Source organism: Hydrogenophaga crocea (assembly GCF_011388215.1).
Classification (GTDB): Bacteria; Pseudomonadota; Gammaproteobacteria; order Burkholderiales; family Burkholderiaceae_C; genus Hydrogenophaga; species Hydrogenophaga crocea.
Genome location: NZ_CP049989.1, coordinates 1,270,077 through 1,284,018, shown reverse-complemented (window position 1 = coordinate 1,284,018; position 13,942 = coordinate 1,270,077). Strand labels below are relative to the sequence as shown.

The 13,942-nt window shown below is 66.9% G+C and carries 14 protein-coding genes and 2 tRNA genes; 11 read left to right on the top strand and 5 right to left on the bottom strand.

Features of this window, described 5'->3' with window-relative positions; all coding sequences use genetic code 11:
* Nucleotides 1-4: 4 nt before the first annotated feature.
* Entirely contained in the window at nucleotides 5-2,086 is a 2,082-nt protein-coding gene (locus G9Q37_RS21760) for a hypothetical protein (protein ID WP_205710729.1), read from the bottom strand.
* Nucleotides 2,087-2,203: 117 nt separating this feature from the next.
* Here G9Q37_RS21760 and G9Q37_RS06275 point away from each other — a divergent pair, with 117 nt between their 5' ends.
* From G9Q37_RS06275 to G9Q37_RS06255, 5 genes are read left to right on the top strand one after another with little or no spacing between them, the layout of a single operon-like run.
* Nucleotides 2,204-3,724, top strand: a complete 1,521-nt coding sequence (locus G9Q37_RS06275; RefSeq protein WP_166226107.1) for a 3-hydroxyacyl-CoA dehydrogenase — start codon at nucleotides 2,204-2,206, stop codon at nucleotides 3,722-3,724.
* A gap of 7 nt (nucleotides 3,725-3,731) precedes the next feature.
* Nucleotides 3,732-4,511, top strand: coding sequence for an oxepin-CoA hydrolase, alternative type (locus G9Q37_RS06270; protein WP_166226104.1), 780 nt, complete (start codon nucleotides 3,732-3,734; stop codon nucleotides 4,509-4,511).
* 58 nt (nucleotides 4,512-4,569) lie between these two features.
* Nucleotides 4,570-5,289: a Crp/Fnr family transcriptional regulator gene (locus tag G9Q37_RS06265; protein WP_166226101.1), complete on the top strand. Its 720-nt coding sequence runs from the start codon at nucleotides 4,570-4,572 to the stop codon at nucleotides 5,287-5,289.
* A 28-nt stretch (nucleotides 5,290-5,317) separates the two neighbouring features.
* A complete protein-coding gene (locus G9Q37_RS06260; RefSeq protein WP_166226098.1) occupies nucleotides 5,318-6,403 on the top strand; it encodes a phosphotransferase in 1,086 nt (361 codons plus the stop codon).
* A 47-nt stretch (nucleotides 6,404-6,450) separates the two neighbouring features.
* A complete protein-coding gene (locus G9Q37_RS06255; RefSeq protein WP_166226095.1) occupies nucleotides 6,451-7,710 on the top strand; it encodes an acyl-CoA dehydrogenase family protein in 1,260 nt (419 codons plus the stop codon).
* On the opposite strand, the gene G9Q37_RS06250 is transcribed toward G9Q37_RS06255, so the two are convergent.
* Nucleotides 7,694-8,377, bottom strand: a complete 684-nt coding sequence (locus tag G9Q37_RS06250; protein WP_166226092.1) for a hypothetical protein — start codon at nucleotides 8,375-8,377, stop codon at nucleotides 7,694-7,696. The genes G9Q37_RS06255 and G9Q37_RS06250 overlap by 17 nt on opposite strands.
* Nucleotides 8,378-8,442: 65 nt before the next feature.
* Between G9Q37_RS06250 and G9Q37_RS06245 the strand changes: the two genes are divergently transcribed.
* The 4 genes from G9Q37_RS06245 to G9Q37_RS06230 all read left to right on the top strand — a co-directional run bounded on the left by G9Q37_RS06245 (nucleotide 8,443) and on the right by G9Q37_RS06230 (nucleotide 10,036).
* A complete protein-coding gene (locus G9Q37_RS06245) occupies nucleotides 8,443-9,147 on the top strand; it encodes a glutathione binding-like protein (protein ID WP_166226089.1) in 705 nt (234 codons plus the stop codon).
* A 77-nt stretch (nucleotides 9,148-9,224) separates the two neighbouring features.
* Nucleotides 9,225-9,301 (top strand) — tRNA-Pro (locus G9Q37_RS06240).
* Nucleotides 9,302-9,361: 60 nt separating this feature from the next.
* Nucleotides 9,362-9,438: transfer RNA gene (locus G9Q37_RS06235), tRNA-Arg, on the top strand.
* Nucleotides 9,439-9,715: 277 nt separating this feature from the next.
* Nucleotides 9,716-10,036, top strand: a complete 321-nt coding sequence (locus tag G9Q37_RS06230; protein ID WP_166226086.1) for a hypothetical protein — start codon at nucleotides 9,716-9,718, stop codon at nucleotides 10,034-10,036.
* 42 nt (nucleotides 10,037-10,078) lie between these two features.
* On the opposite strand, the gene G9Q37_RS06225 is transcribed toward G9Q37_RS06230, so the two are convergent.
* On the bottom strand, nucleotides 10,079-10,546 hold the full coding sequence (locus tag G9Q37_RS06225; RefSeq protein WP_166226083.1) for a hypothetical protein: 468 nt from the start codon (nucleotides 10,544-10,546) through the stop codon (nucleotides 10,079-10,081).
* A gap of 190 nt (nucleotides 10,547-10,736) precedes the next feature.
* Between G9Q37_RS06225 and G9Q37_RS06220 the strand changes: the two genes are divergently transcribed.
* Nucleotides 10,737-11,021: a helix-turn-helix domain-containing protein gene (locus G9Q37_RS06220; RefSeq protein WP_166226080.1), complete on the top strand. Its 285-nt coding sequence runs from the start codon at nucleotides 10,737-10,739 to the stop codon at nucleotides 11,019-11,021.
* 3 nt (nucleotides 11,022-11,024) lie between these two features.
* Nucleotides 11,025-12,371 carry a type II toxin-antitoxin system HipA family toxin gene (locus tag G9Q37_RS06215; protein ID WP_166226077.1) on the top strand — a complete coding sequence of 449 codons (1,347 nt, stop codon included), beginning with the start codon at nucleotides 11,025-11,027 and terminating at the stop codon, nucleotides 12,369-12,371.
* A 60-nt stretch (nucleotides 12,372-12,431) separates the two neighbouring features.
* On the opposite strand, the gene G9Q37_RS06210 is transcribed toward G9Q37_RS06215, so the two are convergent.
* Entirely contained in the window at nucleotides 12,432-12,617 is a 186-nt protein-coding gene (locus tag G9Q37_RS06210) for a hypothetical protein (protein ID WP_166226074.1), read from the bottom strand.
* A 623-nt stretch (nucleotides 12,618-13,240) separates the two neighbouring features.
* A complete protein-coding gene (locus G9Q37_RS06205) occupies nucleotides 13,241-13,762 on the bottom strand; it encodes a hypothetical protein (RefSeq protein ID WP_166226071.1) in 522 nt (173 codons plus the stop codon).
* Nucleotides 13,763-13,942 lie beyond the last annotated feature (180 nt).

Here is a 13,942-nt window from a genome sequence, read left to right as displayed (position 1 = left end):
GCGCTCAGCGCGCGGGGTCGTCGCTGGAGCCGCCGTTGCGGTCGCTGTCGCGGCGCTGAACCGGCGGAATGTTGTCCAGGATCTCGAAGTCGATCATGCTTTCGCCCTCGCGGAACGCGCGGCTGCGGCCCGCCGTGGGTTCGACCGGCACGTCGACCTCGGGCAGCGAGGCCTCGAACTGCGATTCGATCTCGAGCTCTTCGATGTTCACGTCGAGCGCCACGCGCGGCGACGCCGGGGGGATCACGTGCAGGTCCATCGGCACAGTGACGTTGCGGCGCTGCGTCTCTTCGCCCGCCCCCGCCCCCGCCGGCGCGGAAGCCGCTTCGGCCTTGCCGGCCGCCTTGAGCGGCTGCATGTTGGTGTTCTGGAAATCGCGCGGCGGCTGGGTGCTGCCGGCATCGCGCTCCACCAGCTCCTTGGCGATGGCGTGCAGCATGAGCAGCTCGCGGTAGGCCTCGAGGTCGAACACCTCGGTCTCACCCTCCTGGCTGTCGCGGAAGATGCTGCGCTCGATCAGGTCGAGCACGCGCGGCTGCGGCCACAGGGCCTGGATGCGCGCGAATGCGGTTTCGTAGGCCTCGAGGCCGCGGCCCTTGTCGCTGTAGCGGTCGAACTGCGGCGCACCGGCGTTGAACACGGTGTTGAACTCTTCGCGCAGCGCGTCGTAGTCTTCGCGGCGGCCCAGGCGGTGGTAGAGGCGGAACAGGTCGAGGTAGGCCAGCGGGCTCGGCTCGTGGCTCTCGGCCAGGTGGTTGCGCAGCACCGCGATCGCCTGCTCGTCTTCACCGAGGGAAACAAAGAAATCGGCCTGCTGCTGCACGTCGAAGAGCTCTTCGGTCGCCACCGAACGCGACACGCCCATGGCGCTGGGCGCAAATTCACGGCGGTCGATCGGGGGCAGGCTGTCGGAGGCGGCCTTGCGCGGCATGGCGGGCGGCGGCAGCGGCACGGGCGCTGAATCGACGTCGACGTCGATCTCGTCGAGCGGCACCGGGGCGCTGGGTTCGAGGGCAGCACGGCGCGACGCGCGCGTCGGGGGCTCATCCGCCTCGTCCGCTGGCTGCTCGGCCCACCAGGCGCGCGACGCGTCCGAGGCCAGAGCGGTTTCACGGCGCTGGCGGCGCATCAGCACGGCGATGGCGGCCAGCGCCAGCGCCAGCAGGCCGCCGAGCAGGAACACCACCCAGTTGCTGTAACGGTCTTCCTCGGCCCGCGCGAGTTGCGCGGTCAGCTCGGCCACGCGCGCCTGATCGCGCTGCTGGGCTTCGCGAAAGCGCGCCATCTCGGCCTCGAGTGCGGCCAGGCGTTCGTTGTTGCGCGCCACCTCGGCGTTGGCCGCGGCCAGTGCGGTTTCAAGCGCGTTGGGTTCGGCCGGCGAACCCGCCGCCGAACCGGCAGGGGCTTGGCCACCAGGACTGCCGGCACCGCTGGCTGGCAGATCGGGCGGGTCCAGCCGCAGGCGGGACGAGCCACCGGCCGCGGGCGCGGCGGCTGCGCCGGCCGGCGCATTGGCGACCTTGGGTGCCGGAGCCGGCGCCGGGGCGCTTTGTTTGGGGCGCGGCGCCACCGCCACCTTGGGCGGTTTGGGTGGCGCCGGGGGGCGGGCCCGTACCACCGGGGCGGGCGCGGGCGCAGCCGTCGGCGGGGGTGCGGGCACCGCCGCCGCTGCCGGTGCCGCCTGCGGGGCAGGCACGGGCAGCGGTGCCGGTGCAGGTGCCACGGCGGCCGGGGCGGGCAGCGGCTGGGTGCTCGCCGGCTCGCTCACGGGGTCGGCCAACAGCACGTAACGGCGCGTAAACGGCAGACCGCATCCGGCCCGCACCGACAGCGTGACGATGGGTTCGTTGATCGGCTGGCTCGACACCACGCGTGCCGTGCCGGTGGTTTCACCGGCCGCGATGCTGGTCGTGACGGTCACCAGGTTGGACGGCACGAGAACATCGCCATAGAACACCTCGGCGGCCACGCACTGCGTGCCGATGTCCTCGCCCGGGGCGAGCATGACCTGCAAACGCACATCCAGCGGACGGCCGATCAACGCGACGCCGCTGTGGCGGCCCAGCGTGACAGCGGAACTGCCCATGGCGGTTGATAGCAAAATGCAGGCTGTCCAAATCTGGCGCACGTCGGATTTCCTTCCCAACAGGTTGAAACATTTTGTCATAGGCAAAGGCGTCTTCAACCCAAATAAAACACAGATATGCAATCCTTCTTCGACTGCGCAGGCATCGTTGGCACCGGTGCCATGGGTCGCGGCATTGCCCAAATGGCGGCCCAGGCAGGTGTTCGTGTGTGGCTGCTCGATGCCCAGCCGGGCGCCGCCGAGAAAGCGCGCGAGGCGCTGGCCAAGACCTGGGACGGCCTGGTCGCCAAGGGCAAGCTCTCGGCCGCGGACCGCGATGCCTGCCTGGGACGGCTGCAGGTGGCGGCGTCGGCCGAAGACCTGAAGGCGTGTGATCTCGTCATCGAGGCGATTGTGGAGCGACTTGAGGTCAAGCAAGGCCTGTTCAAACAACTGGAAGACATCGTCGCACCCGATGCGGTGCTCGTGAGCAACACTTCGTCACTGTCCATCACCGCGATCGGCGCGGCGCTGCGCCACCCCGAGCGCTTTGCGGGCTACCACTTCTTCAACCCCGTGCCGCTCATGAAGGTGGTCGAGGTGATCGCGGGCCTCAAGACCGACCCCGCCGTGTGCGAGCGGCTCATGGGCTTCACGCGGGCTTACGGCCACACGCCGGTGGCCGCGCAGGACACCCCGGGTTTCATCGTCAACCACGCGGGCCGGGGCTACGGCACCGAAGCGCTGCGCGTGGTCGGCGAGCGCGTGGCCGACTTCGCCACCATCGACCGCATCCTGCGCGACCAGGTGGGCTTTCGCCTCGGCCCCTTCGAGCTCATGGACCTCACCGCGCTCGACGTGTCGCACCCGGTGATGGAGTCGATCTACCACCAGTACTACGAAGAGCCGCGCTACCGCCCGAGCGTGATCACCGCGCAGCGCCTGGCCGGCGGCGTGGTGGGCAAGAAGGTGGGTGAAGGCTTTTACCGCTACGTCGACGGCGCGGCCCAGGTGCCGGCCGAACCGCCGGTGCCGCAGGTGGCCGAACTGCCGCCCGTGTGGGTCTCGCCCAAGGCCGCGCGCCGCCAGGAGATCTACCAGCTGCTCAAGGACCTGGGCGCGAGCATCGAGACCGCCGCGGCGCCCTCCTCGCAGGCGCTGATCCTCGTGGCACCGCTGGGCCTGGACGTGACCACACTGGCCGCGGTGGAGCGCCACGACGCCTCGCGCACCGTGGGCATCGACATGATGCTCGAAGACAGCGCCACCAAGCGCCGCGTGCTGGCCACCAACCCGGCCACGCGCGCCGACATGCGCGACGCCGCACACGCCCTGTTCGCGCGCGACGGCAAGCCGGTGAGCGTGGTGCGCGACAGCGGCGGCTTCGTGACGCAGCGCGTGGTCGCCACCATCGTCAACATCGCGGCCGACATGTGCCAGCAGGGCATCTGCAGCCCGTCCGACCTCGACGTCGCCGTGACGCTGGGCCTGGGCTACCCCATGGGTCCGCTGGCCATGGGCGACCGCATCGGCCCCACCAACGTGCTCGAGATCCTGTTCAACCTGCAGACCGTGTACGGCGACGCGCGCTACCGCCCCTCGCCCTGGCTGCGCCGCCGTGGCGCGCTGGGCCTGAGCCTCAAGCAAGAAGAACTCTGATCACGCCATGACCGCCAGCCTCAAGAGCCACAGCCAGGGCGCGACCCTGGTGCTCACCATCAGCAACCCCGAGCACCGCAACGCGCTCGGCCCGGAGCTCTACGCCGCCGGCATCGAGGCCCTGAGCGTGGCCGAGGGCAACCCCGACGTGCGCAGCGTGATCATCACGGGCGAAGGCAGCCACTTCTGCGCGGGCGGCAACCTGCAGCGCCTGCTCGCCAACCGGCAGAAAGCGCCCGAGGTGCAGGCGCAGAGCATCGACGGCCTGCACGGCTGGATCGAGGCCATCCGCGCCTGCCCCAAGCCCGTGATCGCGGCGGTCGAAGGCTCGTGCGCGGGCGCGGGCTTTTCGCTCGCGCTCGCCTGCGATTTCATCGTCGCGGCCGACAACGCGGTGTTCGTGATGGCCTACAGCGGCGTGGGCCTGTCGCCCGATGGCGGCGGCAGCTGGAGCCTCGCTCGCATGCTGCCGCGCGCCACGGCCATGCAGTTGCTCATGGGCGGCGAGCGCGTGGGCGCACCGCGGCTGCAGCAGCTCGGTGTGGTGAACACGGTGGTGGAACCCGGCGCCGCGCTGGGCCAGGCGCTCGCGCTGGCCGAACGCCTCAATGCACGCGCGCCCAATGCGCTGGCCAGCGTGAAGGAGCTCGTGAACGACGCGCCGCAGGCCGCGCTGCACACCCAGCTCAATGCCGAGCGCGACCACTTCGTGCGCAACCTTCACCACGCCAACGCGGGCGAAGGCATTTCGGCCTTCCTCGAGAAGCGCAGCGCCCAGTACCGCTGAAGCCACGCGGTCCCCACCGCGACATCCGCAGGCACCGCAGTCACTCAAAAGACAGACCATGGACGAGCCGATTCTGACAATGGAAGAACGCGAGGCGATCAACAGCGGTCGCTGGTTCAACAGCCTTTCTCCCTCCCTGCGGCACGACATCCTGCGATGCGCCTACGTCAAGCGATTCAAGGACGGCGACCTCATCGTCGCGCGCGGCGACCCGGCCTCGGAATGGACGGGCGTGGCCAAGGGCGCGGTGCGCGTGAGCTCGACCTCGCTGTCGGGCAAGCAGATCACGCTCACCTACGTGGAGCCCGGCGTGTGGTTCGGCGACGTGGCGATGTTCGACGGCGACCAGCGCACGCACGATGCGTACGCCCATGGCCCCACCACGCTGATGTGCGTGGCGCGCACCGACTTCCAGAAGATCCTCGCCACGCACGTGGAGCTCTACGAGGCGCTGATGCGCCTGCAGGCGCGGCGCATCCGCACGCTGTTCGGCCTGGTGGAAGATCTCAACACGCTGCCGCTGCGCGCGCGCCTGGCCAAGCAGCTGCTGCACCTGGTTCGCAGCTATGGCGTGCCCTGCCTCAACGACGGCAACGAGACGCGCATCGGCCTGCAGCTGGCGCAGGAGGAACTCGCGCAGCTGCTGGGTGCGTCGCGCCAGCGCGTGAACCAGGAACTCAAGTCCATGGAGCGCGAGGACACCATCCGCATCGAGCAGGGTGGCCTCGTGGTGCGCAACCGCGCTGCGCTCATGCGCATCGCCGAATCCGAAACCTGAGGGCCCTGCCCCGAACCGCCGCTGCCGAATGACCGAAGCACAGAACTTCACCGGCACGCGGCCGGTGACCGACCGCCACGCCTTCGACACCGCTGCCCTGCAGCGCTGGCTCGAACCCCGCCTGCCGGGCTTCGAAGGCCCGCTCACGGTGGAGATGTTCAAGGGCGGCCAATCGAATCCCACCTACAAGCTGATCACGCCGCGGCGCGCCTACGTGATGCGCGCCAAGCCCGGCCCGGTGGCCAAGCTGCTGCCCTCGGCGCACGCCATCGAACGCGAGTTCCGCGTGATGAGCGCGCTCGCGTCGACCGACGTTCCGGTGGCGCAGATGCACCTGCTCTGTGAAGACGAGTCGGTGATCGGCCGTGCCTTCTATGTGATGCAGTGCGTGGATGGGCGCGTGCTCTGGGAGCAGTCGCTGCCCGGCATGGACCGCGCGCAGCGCGGCGCCATCTACGACGAGATGAACCGCGTGATGGCCGCGCTGCACCGCGTGCGCCCCGACACCATCGGCCTGACCGACTACGGCAGGCCTGGCAACTACTTCGAGCGCCAGATCGGGCGCTGGAGCAAGCAGTACCAGGCCTCGGTCACGCAGCCCATCGCCGAGATGGACCGGCTGATCGAGTGGCTGCCGCAGAACGTGCCCGCGATGGCGCGCGACGAAAGCATGGTGTCGGTGGTGCACGGCGACTACCGGCTCGACAACCTCATGTTCCACCCGAGCGAGCCGCGCGTGCTCGCGGTGCTCGACTGGGAGCTGTCCACGCTCGGCCACCCGCTGGCCGACTTCAGCTACCACTGCATGTCGTGGCACATCCCGCCGGGCATGTTCCGTGGCATCGCGGGGCTTGACCTCGCGTCACTGGGCATCCCGTCCGAGGCCGAGTACATCGCGCGCTACTGCGAGCGCACCGGCTTCGCCACGCCCGCGCAGCTGCAGGCCGACTGGTCGTTCTACCTCGCCTACAACATGTTCCGCCTTGCGGCCATCCTGCAGGGCATCGCCAAGCGCGTGGAGGCCGGCACGGCCTCGAGCGAGCAGGCGGTGCGCTCGGCCGCGGGCGCGCGCCCCATGGCCGAGCTGGCCTGGCGCTACGCCAACGGCGGCTGAGCCGCCCGCTTTTTTTTACCGCCCCCGCGACCTTTCAAGGAGACCGCATGCATTTCGACTACACCGACAAGGTCAAGGGCCTGCGCGAGCGCCTGCTCGCCTTCATGGACGAACACGTCTACCCCAACGAAGGCCGCTTCTTCGCCGAGATCGAGGCCAACCGCGCCAAGGGCAACGCCTGGCTGCCCACCACGCTGATCGAAGAGCTCAAGCCCAAGGCGCGGGCCGCGGGCCTGTGGAACCTGTTCCTGCCGCGCAGCCACCGCGCGCCCGAAGGCCTGTCCAACCTCGAGTACGCGCCGCTGTGCGAAATCATGGGCCGCGTGCCCTGGGCCGCCGAGGTCTTCAACTGCTCGGCGCCCGACACCGGCAACATGGAAACGCTGGAACGCTACGCGTCCGAGGCGCTCAAGGACCAGTGGCTCGAACCGCTGCTGCGCGGCGAGCTCCGCTCGGCCTTCCTCATGACCGAGCCCGAGGTCGCGTCCAGCGACGCCACCAACATCCAGTGCCGCATCGAGCGCGACGGCGACCACTACGTGATCAACGGCCGCAAGTGGTGGTCGTCGGGCGCCGGTGACCCGCGCTGCCAGGTCTACATCGTGATGGGCAAGACCGACCCTGCCGCGCCGCGCCATTCGCAGCAGAGCATGGTGGTGGTGCCCGCGAACACGCCGGGCATCACCGTGGTGCGCCCGCTCTCCGTGTTCGGCTACGACGACGCGCCGCACGGCCACATGGAGGTGGTGCTCAAGAACGTGCGCGTGCCGGTGAGCAACATCCTGCTCGGCGAAGGCCGCGGTTTCGAGATCGCGCAAGGCCGCCTGGGTCCGGGCCGCATCCACCACTGCATGCGCTCCATCGGCGCGGCCGAGCGCGCGCTCGAGCTCATGTGCAAGCGCCTCAACAGCCGTGTGGCCTTCGGCAAGCCGGTGTCCGCGCAATCGGTCTGGCACGAGCGCATCGCCGACGCGCGCTGCCGCATCGAGATGGCGCGCCTGCTGACGCTCAAGGCCGCCTACATGATGGACACGGTGGGCAACAAGGTGGCCAAGGCCGAGATCGCGATGATCAAGGTGGTGGCGCCCAACATGGCCTGCGACATCATCGACATGGCCATCCAGGCCCATGGCGGCGGCGGCGTGAGCGGCGATTTCCCGCTCGCCTACAGCTACGCGCACCAGCGCACGCTGCGCCTGGCCGACGGCCCCGACGAGGTGCACCGCCAATCGATCGCCAAGCTCGAACTCGCCCGGCACATGAACCTGCCCGACGAGGTCGAGATGCCGATCACGCGCGGGAGCTGAGGTCGCGCGCCTGGGCCAGCAGGCGCTGGCTCAGCAACTCGAACAGGCCGAGCGCGTGCCGCTCGCAGCCCGCGTGGCGCGTGGGCTCGAGCTGCAGGCGCAGCTGCAGCTTGCCACGCACGCGCATCAGCAACAGCGGCGTGTCGGGCGAGCGGGCATCGTCGGGCCAGTGCATGAGCGCCTGCACCACCGCCGGGTCGATGAGCGCGCGCGCTTCCTCGGGCGAGTCGGTCAGCACCGCATACCGCGCGAAGAAGGCCTCGCCCGGGCCCTGCCAGCCCGCGTCGCGGTAGGTCGAGAGCCAGCGCACCTCTTCGGGCAGGTCCTGCGCCACGGTCTCCAGCGAGTTCGTGATCTGCGAATACACGTAAGCCGACCAGCGCTCCATCGCGCGCTTGAGGCTGCGGTTCATGAGCACCACGCCGGTGGGCAGGGGCACGCCGATGTCGGCGCGCGCATTGAGCTCCTGGCCTTCGAGGTAGGAGCGCCCCGCGGCCTGAAGCTCGATGCGCACCGCATGGCCCGACCAGGCGCCGGTGAAGGCGCAGGCGCCGTCGCGCCGGGGCTCGAAGGCCAGTCCTCTCGGCTCGGCCCAGCCGATCAGCGCCGCGTGCCGGGTGCGCTGGCGCCGCGCCGGGCTCAGGGTGTTCAGAACGGTGGTCCACATGGGCGGCGATTGTCCCGTAAGCTGCCCGCTCCGTCCGTTTCAACCCACCACGAAAGCATGCCCGGATGATCGACGTCTACACCTGGCCCACGCCCAACGGCCACAAGGTTCACATCATGCTCGAGGAGTGCGGCCTGCGGCTCGGCCGCGACTGGCAGGCCCACCCGGTCAACATCGGCGCCGGCGACCAGTTCAAGCCCGCGTTCCTGGCCATCAGCCCCAACAACAAGATCCCCGCGCTGGTCGACCCGAACGGCCCCGACGGCCAGCCCATCAGCCTGTTCGAATCGGGCGCGATCCTGGTCTACCTGGCGAGCAAGTTCGGCCGCTTCCTGCCCGCCACCGACCGCGAACGCTTCAAGGTGCTCGAATGGCTGATGTTCCAGATGGGTGGCGTGGGCCCCATGCTGGGCCAGGCCCACCACTTCCGCATTTATGCGCCCGAGAAAATCGGCTACGCGATCGACCGCTACACCAACGAGGCCAGGCGCCTGTACGGCGTGATGGACCGCCAGCTCGCGCACCACGCCCACATCGCGGGCGACGATTATTCGATCGCCGACATCGCGATATTCCCCTGGCTGCGCAGCTGGCAGAACCAGGGGATCGACTGGGCCGACTACCCGCGCCTGAAGGCCTGGTTCGACCGCATCGCCGAGCGCCCCGCGGTGCAGCGCGGCGTGGCCGTGCTGGCCGACGCGCGCAAGCCGCTCACCGACGACAAGTCGCGCGACATCCTGTTCGGCAAGACGCAGTACGCGAAGCGCTGAGTGAACACACGGGGCGCCTCATCGGCCGCTTGCCCGAGCCGGGGTGTCCCGGCCTGCGGGTAGAATCCGCGGCTCGTCGGAGCGTAGCGCAGCCTGGTAGCGCATCTGCTTTGGGAGCAGAGGGTCGCGAGTTCGAATCCCGCCGCTCCGACCATTCGCACAGAACAAAGGCCCACCCCGTGGGCCTTTTTTCCATCGGCACCGCACCCGCGCACTGCCCGTAGCTCAACTGGATAGAGCAGCTGCCTTCTAAGCAGCAGGTCGGGGGTTCGAGTCCCTCCGGGCAGGCCATAAATCCCCTTTAAATTCAATAGCTTACGCGAAAATCGGAAAAACCGGCAGACGCTGAAAATAGCCGATTTTCGACGCTGAGTGTCCCCGAATTGTCCCCGCGTGGACGGGGTCGGACGCGAGTGGACAGAGAGGGACAGGGGCGCCGTCCCCATATTGTCCCGGCGCAGTCAAATGTCCAGCTTCCTCCTGAGAGTTGAACCTGCGAAGCAGGGGCTGACGGGTCCTTGCGAACATGCGCGAGCGGTAGAAGAAAGCCCTGGGCCTGAACCCCCGGATGCTGATCACGCATGAGCTTGTCGACTTGCTCTCCAGCGAAGGCCTGAAGTTGCGCGACACCAAGTCGCCTCTGTCCGACCCCGCAATCAGTGCTCGCCATCGGCTCAGTCGGCGCGATACCTTGCAGAAGTCCTTCAAGGTTGGGGCGCGCGAGTTCAAGTGGCGTTCTACGCAGACCCCTGACGATTGCGCCTGGTGTTTGCAGAACGAGGGCAAGACCTTCGGCCCAGACATCATCGAGCAGGTCGAGCGCCAGTGCACCTGCGCACCCTACTGCCGCGGATACATCGAGCCTCAGCTAGACGATCTCCTGCGTTAGCTGGTGCGCGGCACGATTGTCGTGGCGCGCGCACTGGGCGCCCTACTGAGGCGACGCTGGCTTGGCCTGTCCGATGCGGTGCCACGCCTCGCGAAACTGCGCTTGCTCGTACATGGGCGGGTCGAGCCAGTAGGTGGTCTTGCCGTCCTTCACATTGCTCTTGGCCAGCGCCTTGACCTCGGCCGGCTCCAGGATGAACACGGTGGGCGCGGTGGCCACCCGGTTGATGATCACCCAGTACTGGCCCATCACCTTGTCCAATGATGTGCCAAGGGGCACGGCTGCACGCGCGCTGAGGGCCTTCACCTGGATGCTGATCATGCGGCTGGCGTCGTGGTCGTAGGCGATGAGGTCTACGCCGCGGGCGTTGCGCGCGGTGGGCATGACGTTCCAACCCATCAGCGAGAGGCGGTAGCAGCAGTAGTACAGGCCCACGTTGCCCGTGATCTGGGGGCCCAGGCGCGAGGGCTGCTGTGAGGCCTCGCCCACCGTCTCGTTCTGATCAGTCATAACTGTTCGATATCGTACGTTTAAGGAGTAATTTCCGCCATTATTGTCTGTTTTTGGATATTTATTGTCATCCAGACTGCTTGATGCCATCACCTGCTATAATCCGTTTTCGGATATTTATCCGTATTTTCAACTGATAGTTGTTCGTTAACGGATCGTTATGCCATCACCTCATACGACCGAGGAACTCATGCTCGAACTGGGCGAGCAGCTGCGTGCGCAGCGCCTGCGCATGAACCTCACGCTGGAGGATGTGGCCAAGTCCGCCGGCGTTTCGATCAATGTGGTGCGCCGTCTGGAGCTTGGCGAGGGGGCGACGCTGGGCTCATTCGTCTCGGTGCTCAGGGTTCTGGGCCGCGCCGATTGGCTGGCTACCCTCAAGCCGCCCGTGACCATCAATCCGCTGGACATGCTGCGCCACGGTGCGCAGCGCCAACGCGCGAGCAAACCCCACCACGGTCAAAACAAGAGCTGAGCCATGGCCACGACCAAACCAAGATCCAGGTCCGCTCGCCAGAGCGCCTACAGGCCCGTGCAGGCCGTCGAGGTGCGCGCCTGGGGCAAGCTGGTAGGCGCGGTTGCGCTGGAGCCGACGAAGAACTACTACGCATTCATCTACGACCCCTCTTGGGTCAAGCGAGGCATCGAGTTGGCGCCGCTACAGATGCCGCTTGCTCAGGCCAGCGAGCCGTTCCTGTTCACGGACCTCCCCGAGGAGACGTACAAGCGCTTGCCGGCGCTGCTGGCCGATGCGCTGCCCGACGACTTCGGCAATGCCCTGATCGATGCCTGGATGGCCGAGCGAGGCTTGAGCAAGGGCATGGTGAGTGCGCTCGATCGCTTGGCCTACATGGGAAAGCGCGGGATGGGCGCCCTCACCTTCGGGCCGCTGCGTGGCCCCCCCCCGAGCAAGTCCACAGCGATCGAAATGGGCAAGCTGGTCGAGTCAGCCCGAAAGGCGGTGCAGGGAGACTTCGATGGTGATGACCATGCCATCACCGCGCTCAAGCAGATCATCCAGGTGGGCACTTCCGCTGGCGGCGCTCGCGCGAAGGCCACCATTGCTTGGAATCCAGTCACAGAAGAGGTGCGCACCGGCCAGTTCGATATACCTGACGGCTTTGAGGCCTGGCTGCTCAAGTTCGACGGGATGGGCGTGGACCACGTGTTGGGCCCGTCCAAGAGCTATGGCCGCATCGAGTACGCCTACTACCTGATGGCTCAGGACGCGGGTATCGTCATGTCGCCGTGCCGGCTTCTGCGGGAAAACGGCCGAGCGCACTTCATGACCAAGCGATTCGACCGCGATGGCAATGAGCGGCTGCACATGCAGACCCTGTGCGCCATGGGCCACCTGGACTACAAGCAAATCGGCACACACAGCTACAACCAGCTGCTGCAGACCGCCCAGGCGCTCAAGCTTGGTCGCAAGGCCATGGCTCAACTGCTGCGCCGAATGGTCTTCAACGTGCTGGCCGTCAACAACGACGACCACACCAAGAACTTCTCCTTCTTGCTGCGCGAGGGCGGACAGTGGGAGTTGGCCCCGGCCTACGACATCACACACGCCTATCGCGCCGACAGCCAGTGGGTGCGCCAGCACCAGATGTCCGTGAACGGCAAGTTCGACCGGATCACCCTCTCGGATGTGCGGGTGGTGGCGGAGCGCTTCGGCCTGCTCGCCGAGTTGATCCCCGCGGTGGAGGATGTGAACCGTGCGGTGCGCAGATGGGTCGACTTCGCCGATGAGGCCCAGGTCGACCCCAAAGAGCGCGATGGGATCGCGCTGCAGATGGCCGAGCGCGATCGGATTTTCGACTCGTAGAGATGATCGCGCGTGCTCAACTCTACGAGCACGCCGACCCGGTGGACAGTGCCTCAGGCCTCAGTCGTCCACGCCATCATCGAGCACGTAGGCGTCGTGGCCTGGCCCCAGCTCGCGCTCGGCGATCTGATCGGCCAGTGAAGTCAAATCTCCTGCGCCCTCCTCACCCCTGAACTTGCAAAGCAGTTTGCGGTGGCGATCCATGCCCCACAGCATGTGCTGGGCCAGGTCGCTTGCCTTGGTCAAGCTCGTAGGCCATCCTTACATGCGTGAGACCGATCGAAAGTTGTGTCTCTCGCCGACAGCTGTCGGTCATCACCATATCGCCGAAGGTGCCTAAACACCCCGTCGATTGCCGATCCATCGGCCCACCTCCGATCCACGACTGGTGTCTCTCTGGCGCACACCACATCGCAAGGATTGGTACGTCTCCACCCCGCATATAGAAACAGGGTTGAGGATGAGGCTTGTCTGTGGCCACTCACAGGCACCCGATCTGCTGCCAGGTTCCCCAGGAGAGCCTGTGACTCACTCTGTTCTTTCATTGCCTCAGGGCGACACAATTCAGCCCATGCTCGTGGACGTACCCACGGCCGCTCAAATCATCGGCGTTACCGCCGCCTGTCTCGACAAATGGATTCGTCGTGAGGTCGCTATTGGCATGCCTGCCCTCATACGCGTGGGCCGCGCGCGGTACTTCCGACGCACAGAACTCTTGAGGTGGCTGCGCGGAGAAATCAATGACGCCGACCATACGCGGCTGCCTGCACCAGTTGAAGCACCGGCATTGCCCGCCAAGCGCCCAAGGGGACGTCCCGCCAAGCAGGTTTTGGCATGAGCCAACGGCACGAGGACATGTCGCACCGACGTCAAAACTTGAGGCCACGACTCCACGTGTCCATTTCCTCCCCTATCAGCCACCGCGAGAAGCGTCCCAGGACTGCCCTGTGCGCCTCACCTGCTGGGCCGACGCATCCGACTGCGGCCAAAGCCGCCAGAGAAGCAGCCTCTTTCCGCGAACTGGCCACGCGATATCGATTCAGCTCATGCCACCATGCACGCGCGGCGCCACCTTCACCGTGTGCACCGCTTGACGGACCTCTGAGCGAGTACGCGTGCAGAAAGAAGTGTCGATGCCAGCAAAACATTTCGCCGTAAACCGGAAACGATCGATGCACGCAGTGCCAATCCAGGATGCGCGGATCGAAAACGAACTGGCGAACGTCTCTGGCGAGGACGGGTTTGTCAACGTGAGCCACCAAGCGCTTCAGCAGTTGTGGGAGTTCGGTGCGCAGCGATAGGGACAGTTGATCGCTGATCTCGATGTGGATGCCATTGGGGGCGCTGCGAGCGATGACAGAGTCGCTCGACCAGGTGGTTCGCGTGTTCATGTAGGTGCCGAAGTGGAGGAGTTGCTACAAACTCGCACACTTCGGGTTACTGTCAAGTGAGCCGCACTAGGGCAGCAACCAGCTGCCTTGGCGGTCTCGATACATCGCGCGATGAGTCAGCAGGTGGATGCAATGGGGGGGCTTGCCATTGGCTGCACTGCAGCGCCTGCCGACGGTGGA

Excerpts from the sequence above, each read along its gene's own strand:
- G9Q37_RS21760 (WP_205710729.1), bottom strand. The coding sequence starts at position 2,086 with ATGGGCAGTTCCGCTGTCACGCTGGGCCGCCACAGCGGCGTCGCGTTG.
- G9Q37_RS06275 (WP_166226107.1), top strand. The coding sequence starts at position 2,204 with ATGCAATCCTTCTTCGACTGCGCAGGCATCGTTGGCACCGGTGCCATG.
- G9Q37_RS06270 (WP_166226104.1), top strand. The coding sequence starts at position 3,732 with ATGACCGCCAGCCTCAAGAGCCACAGCCAGGGCGCGACCCTGGTGCTC.
- G9Q37_RS06265 (WP_166226101.1), top strand. The coding sequence starts at position 4,570 with ATGGACGAGCCGATTCTGACAATGGAAGAACGCGAGGCGATCAACAGC.
- G9Q37_RS06260 (WP_166226098.1), top strand. The coding sequence starts at position 5,318 with ATGACCGAAGCACAGAACTTCACCGGCACGCGGCCGGTGACCGACCGC.
- G9Q37_RS06255 (WP_166226095.1), top strand. The coding sequence starts at position 6,451 with ATGCATTTCGACTACACCGACAAGGTCAAGGGCCTGCGCGAGCGCCTG.
- G9Q37_RS06250 (WP_166226092.1), bottom strand. The coding sequence starts at position 8,377 with ATGTGGACCACCGTTCTGAACACCCTGAGCCCGGCGCGGCGCCAGCGC.
- G9Q37_RS06245 (WP_166226089.1), top strand. The coding sequence starts at position 8,443 with ATGATCGACGTCTACACCTGGCCCACGCCCAACGGCCACAAGGTTCAC.
- G9Q37_RS06230 (WP_166226086.1), top strand. The coding sequence starts at position 9,716 with ATGCTGATCACGCATGAGCTTGTCGACTTGCTCTCCAGCGAAGGCCTG.
- G9Q37_RS06225 (WP_166226083.1), bottom strand. The coding sequence starts at position 10,546 with ATGACTGATCAGAACGAGACGGTGGGCGAGGCCTCACAGCAGCCCTCG.
- G9Q37_RS06220 (WP_166226080.1), top strand. The coding sequence starts at position 10,737 with ATGCTCGAACTGGGCGAGCAGCTGCGTGCGCAGCGCCTGCGCATGAAC.
- G9Q37_RS06215 (WP_166226077.1), top strand. The coding sequence starts at position 11,025 with ATGGCCACGACCAAACCAAGATCCAGGTCCGCTCGCCAGAGCGCCTAC.
- G9Q37_RS06205 (WP_166226071.1), bottom strand. The coding sequence starts at position 13,762 with ATGAACACGCGAACCACCTGGTCGAGCGACTCTGTCATCGCTCGCAGC.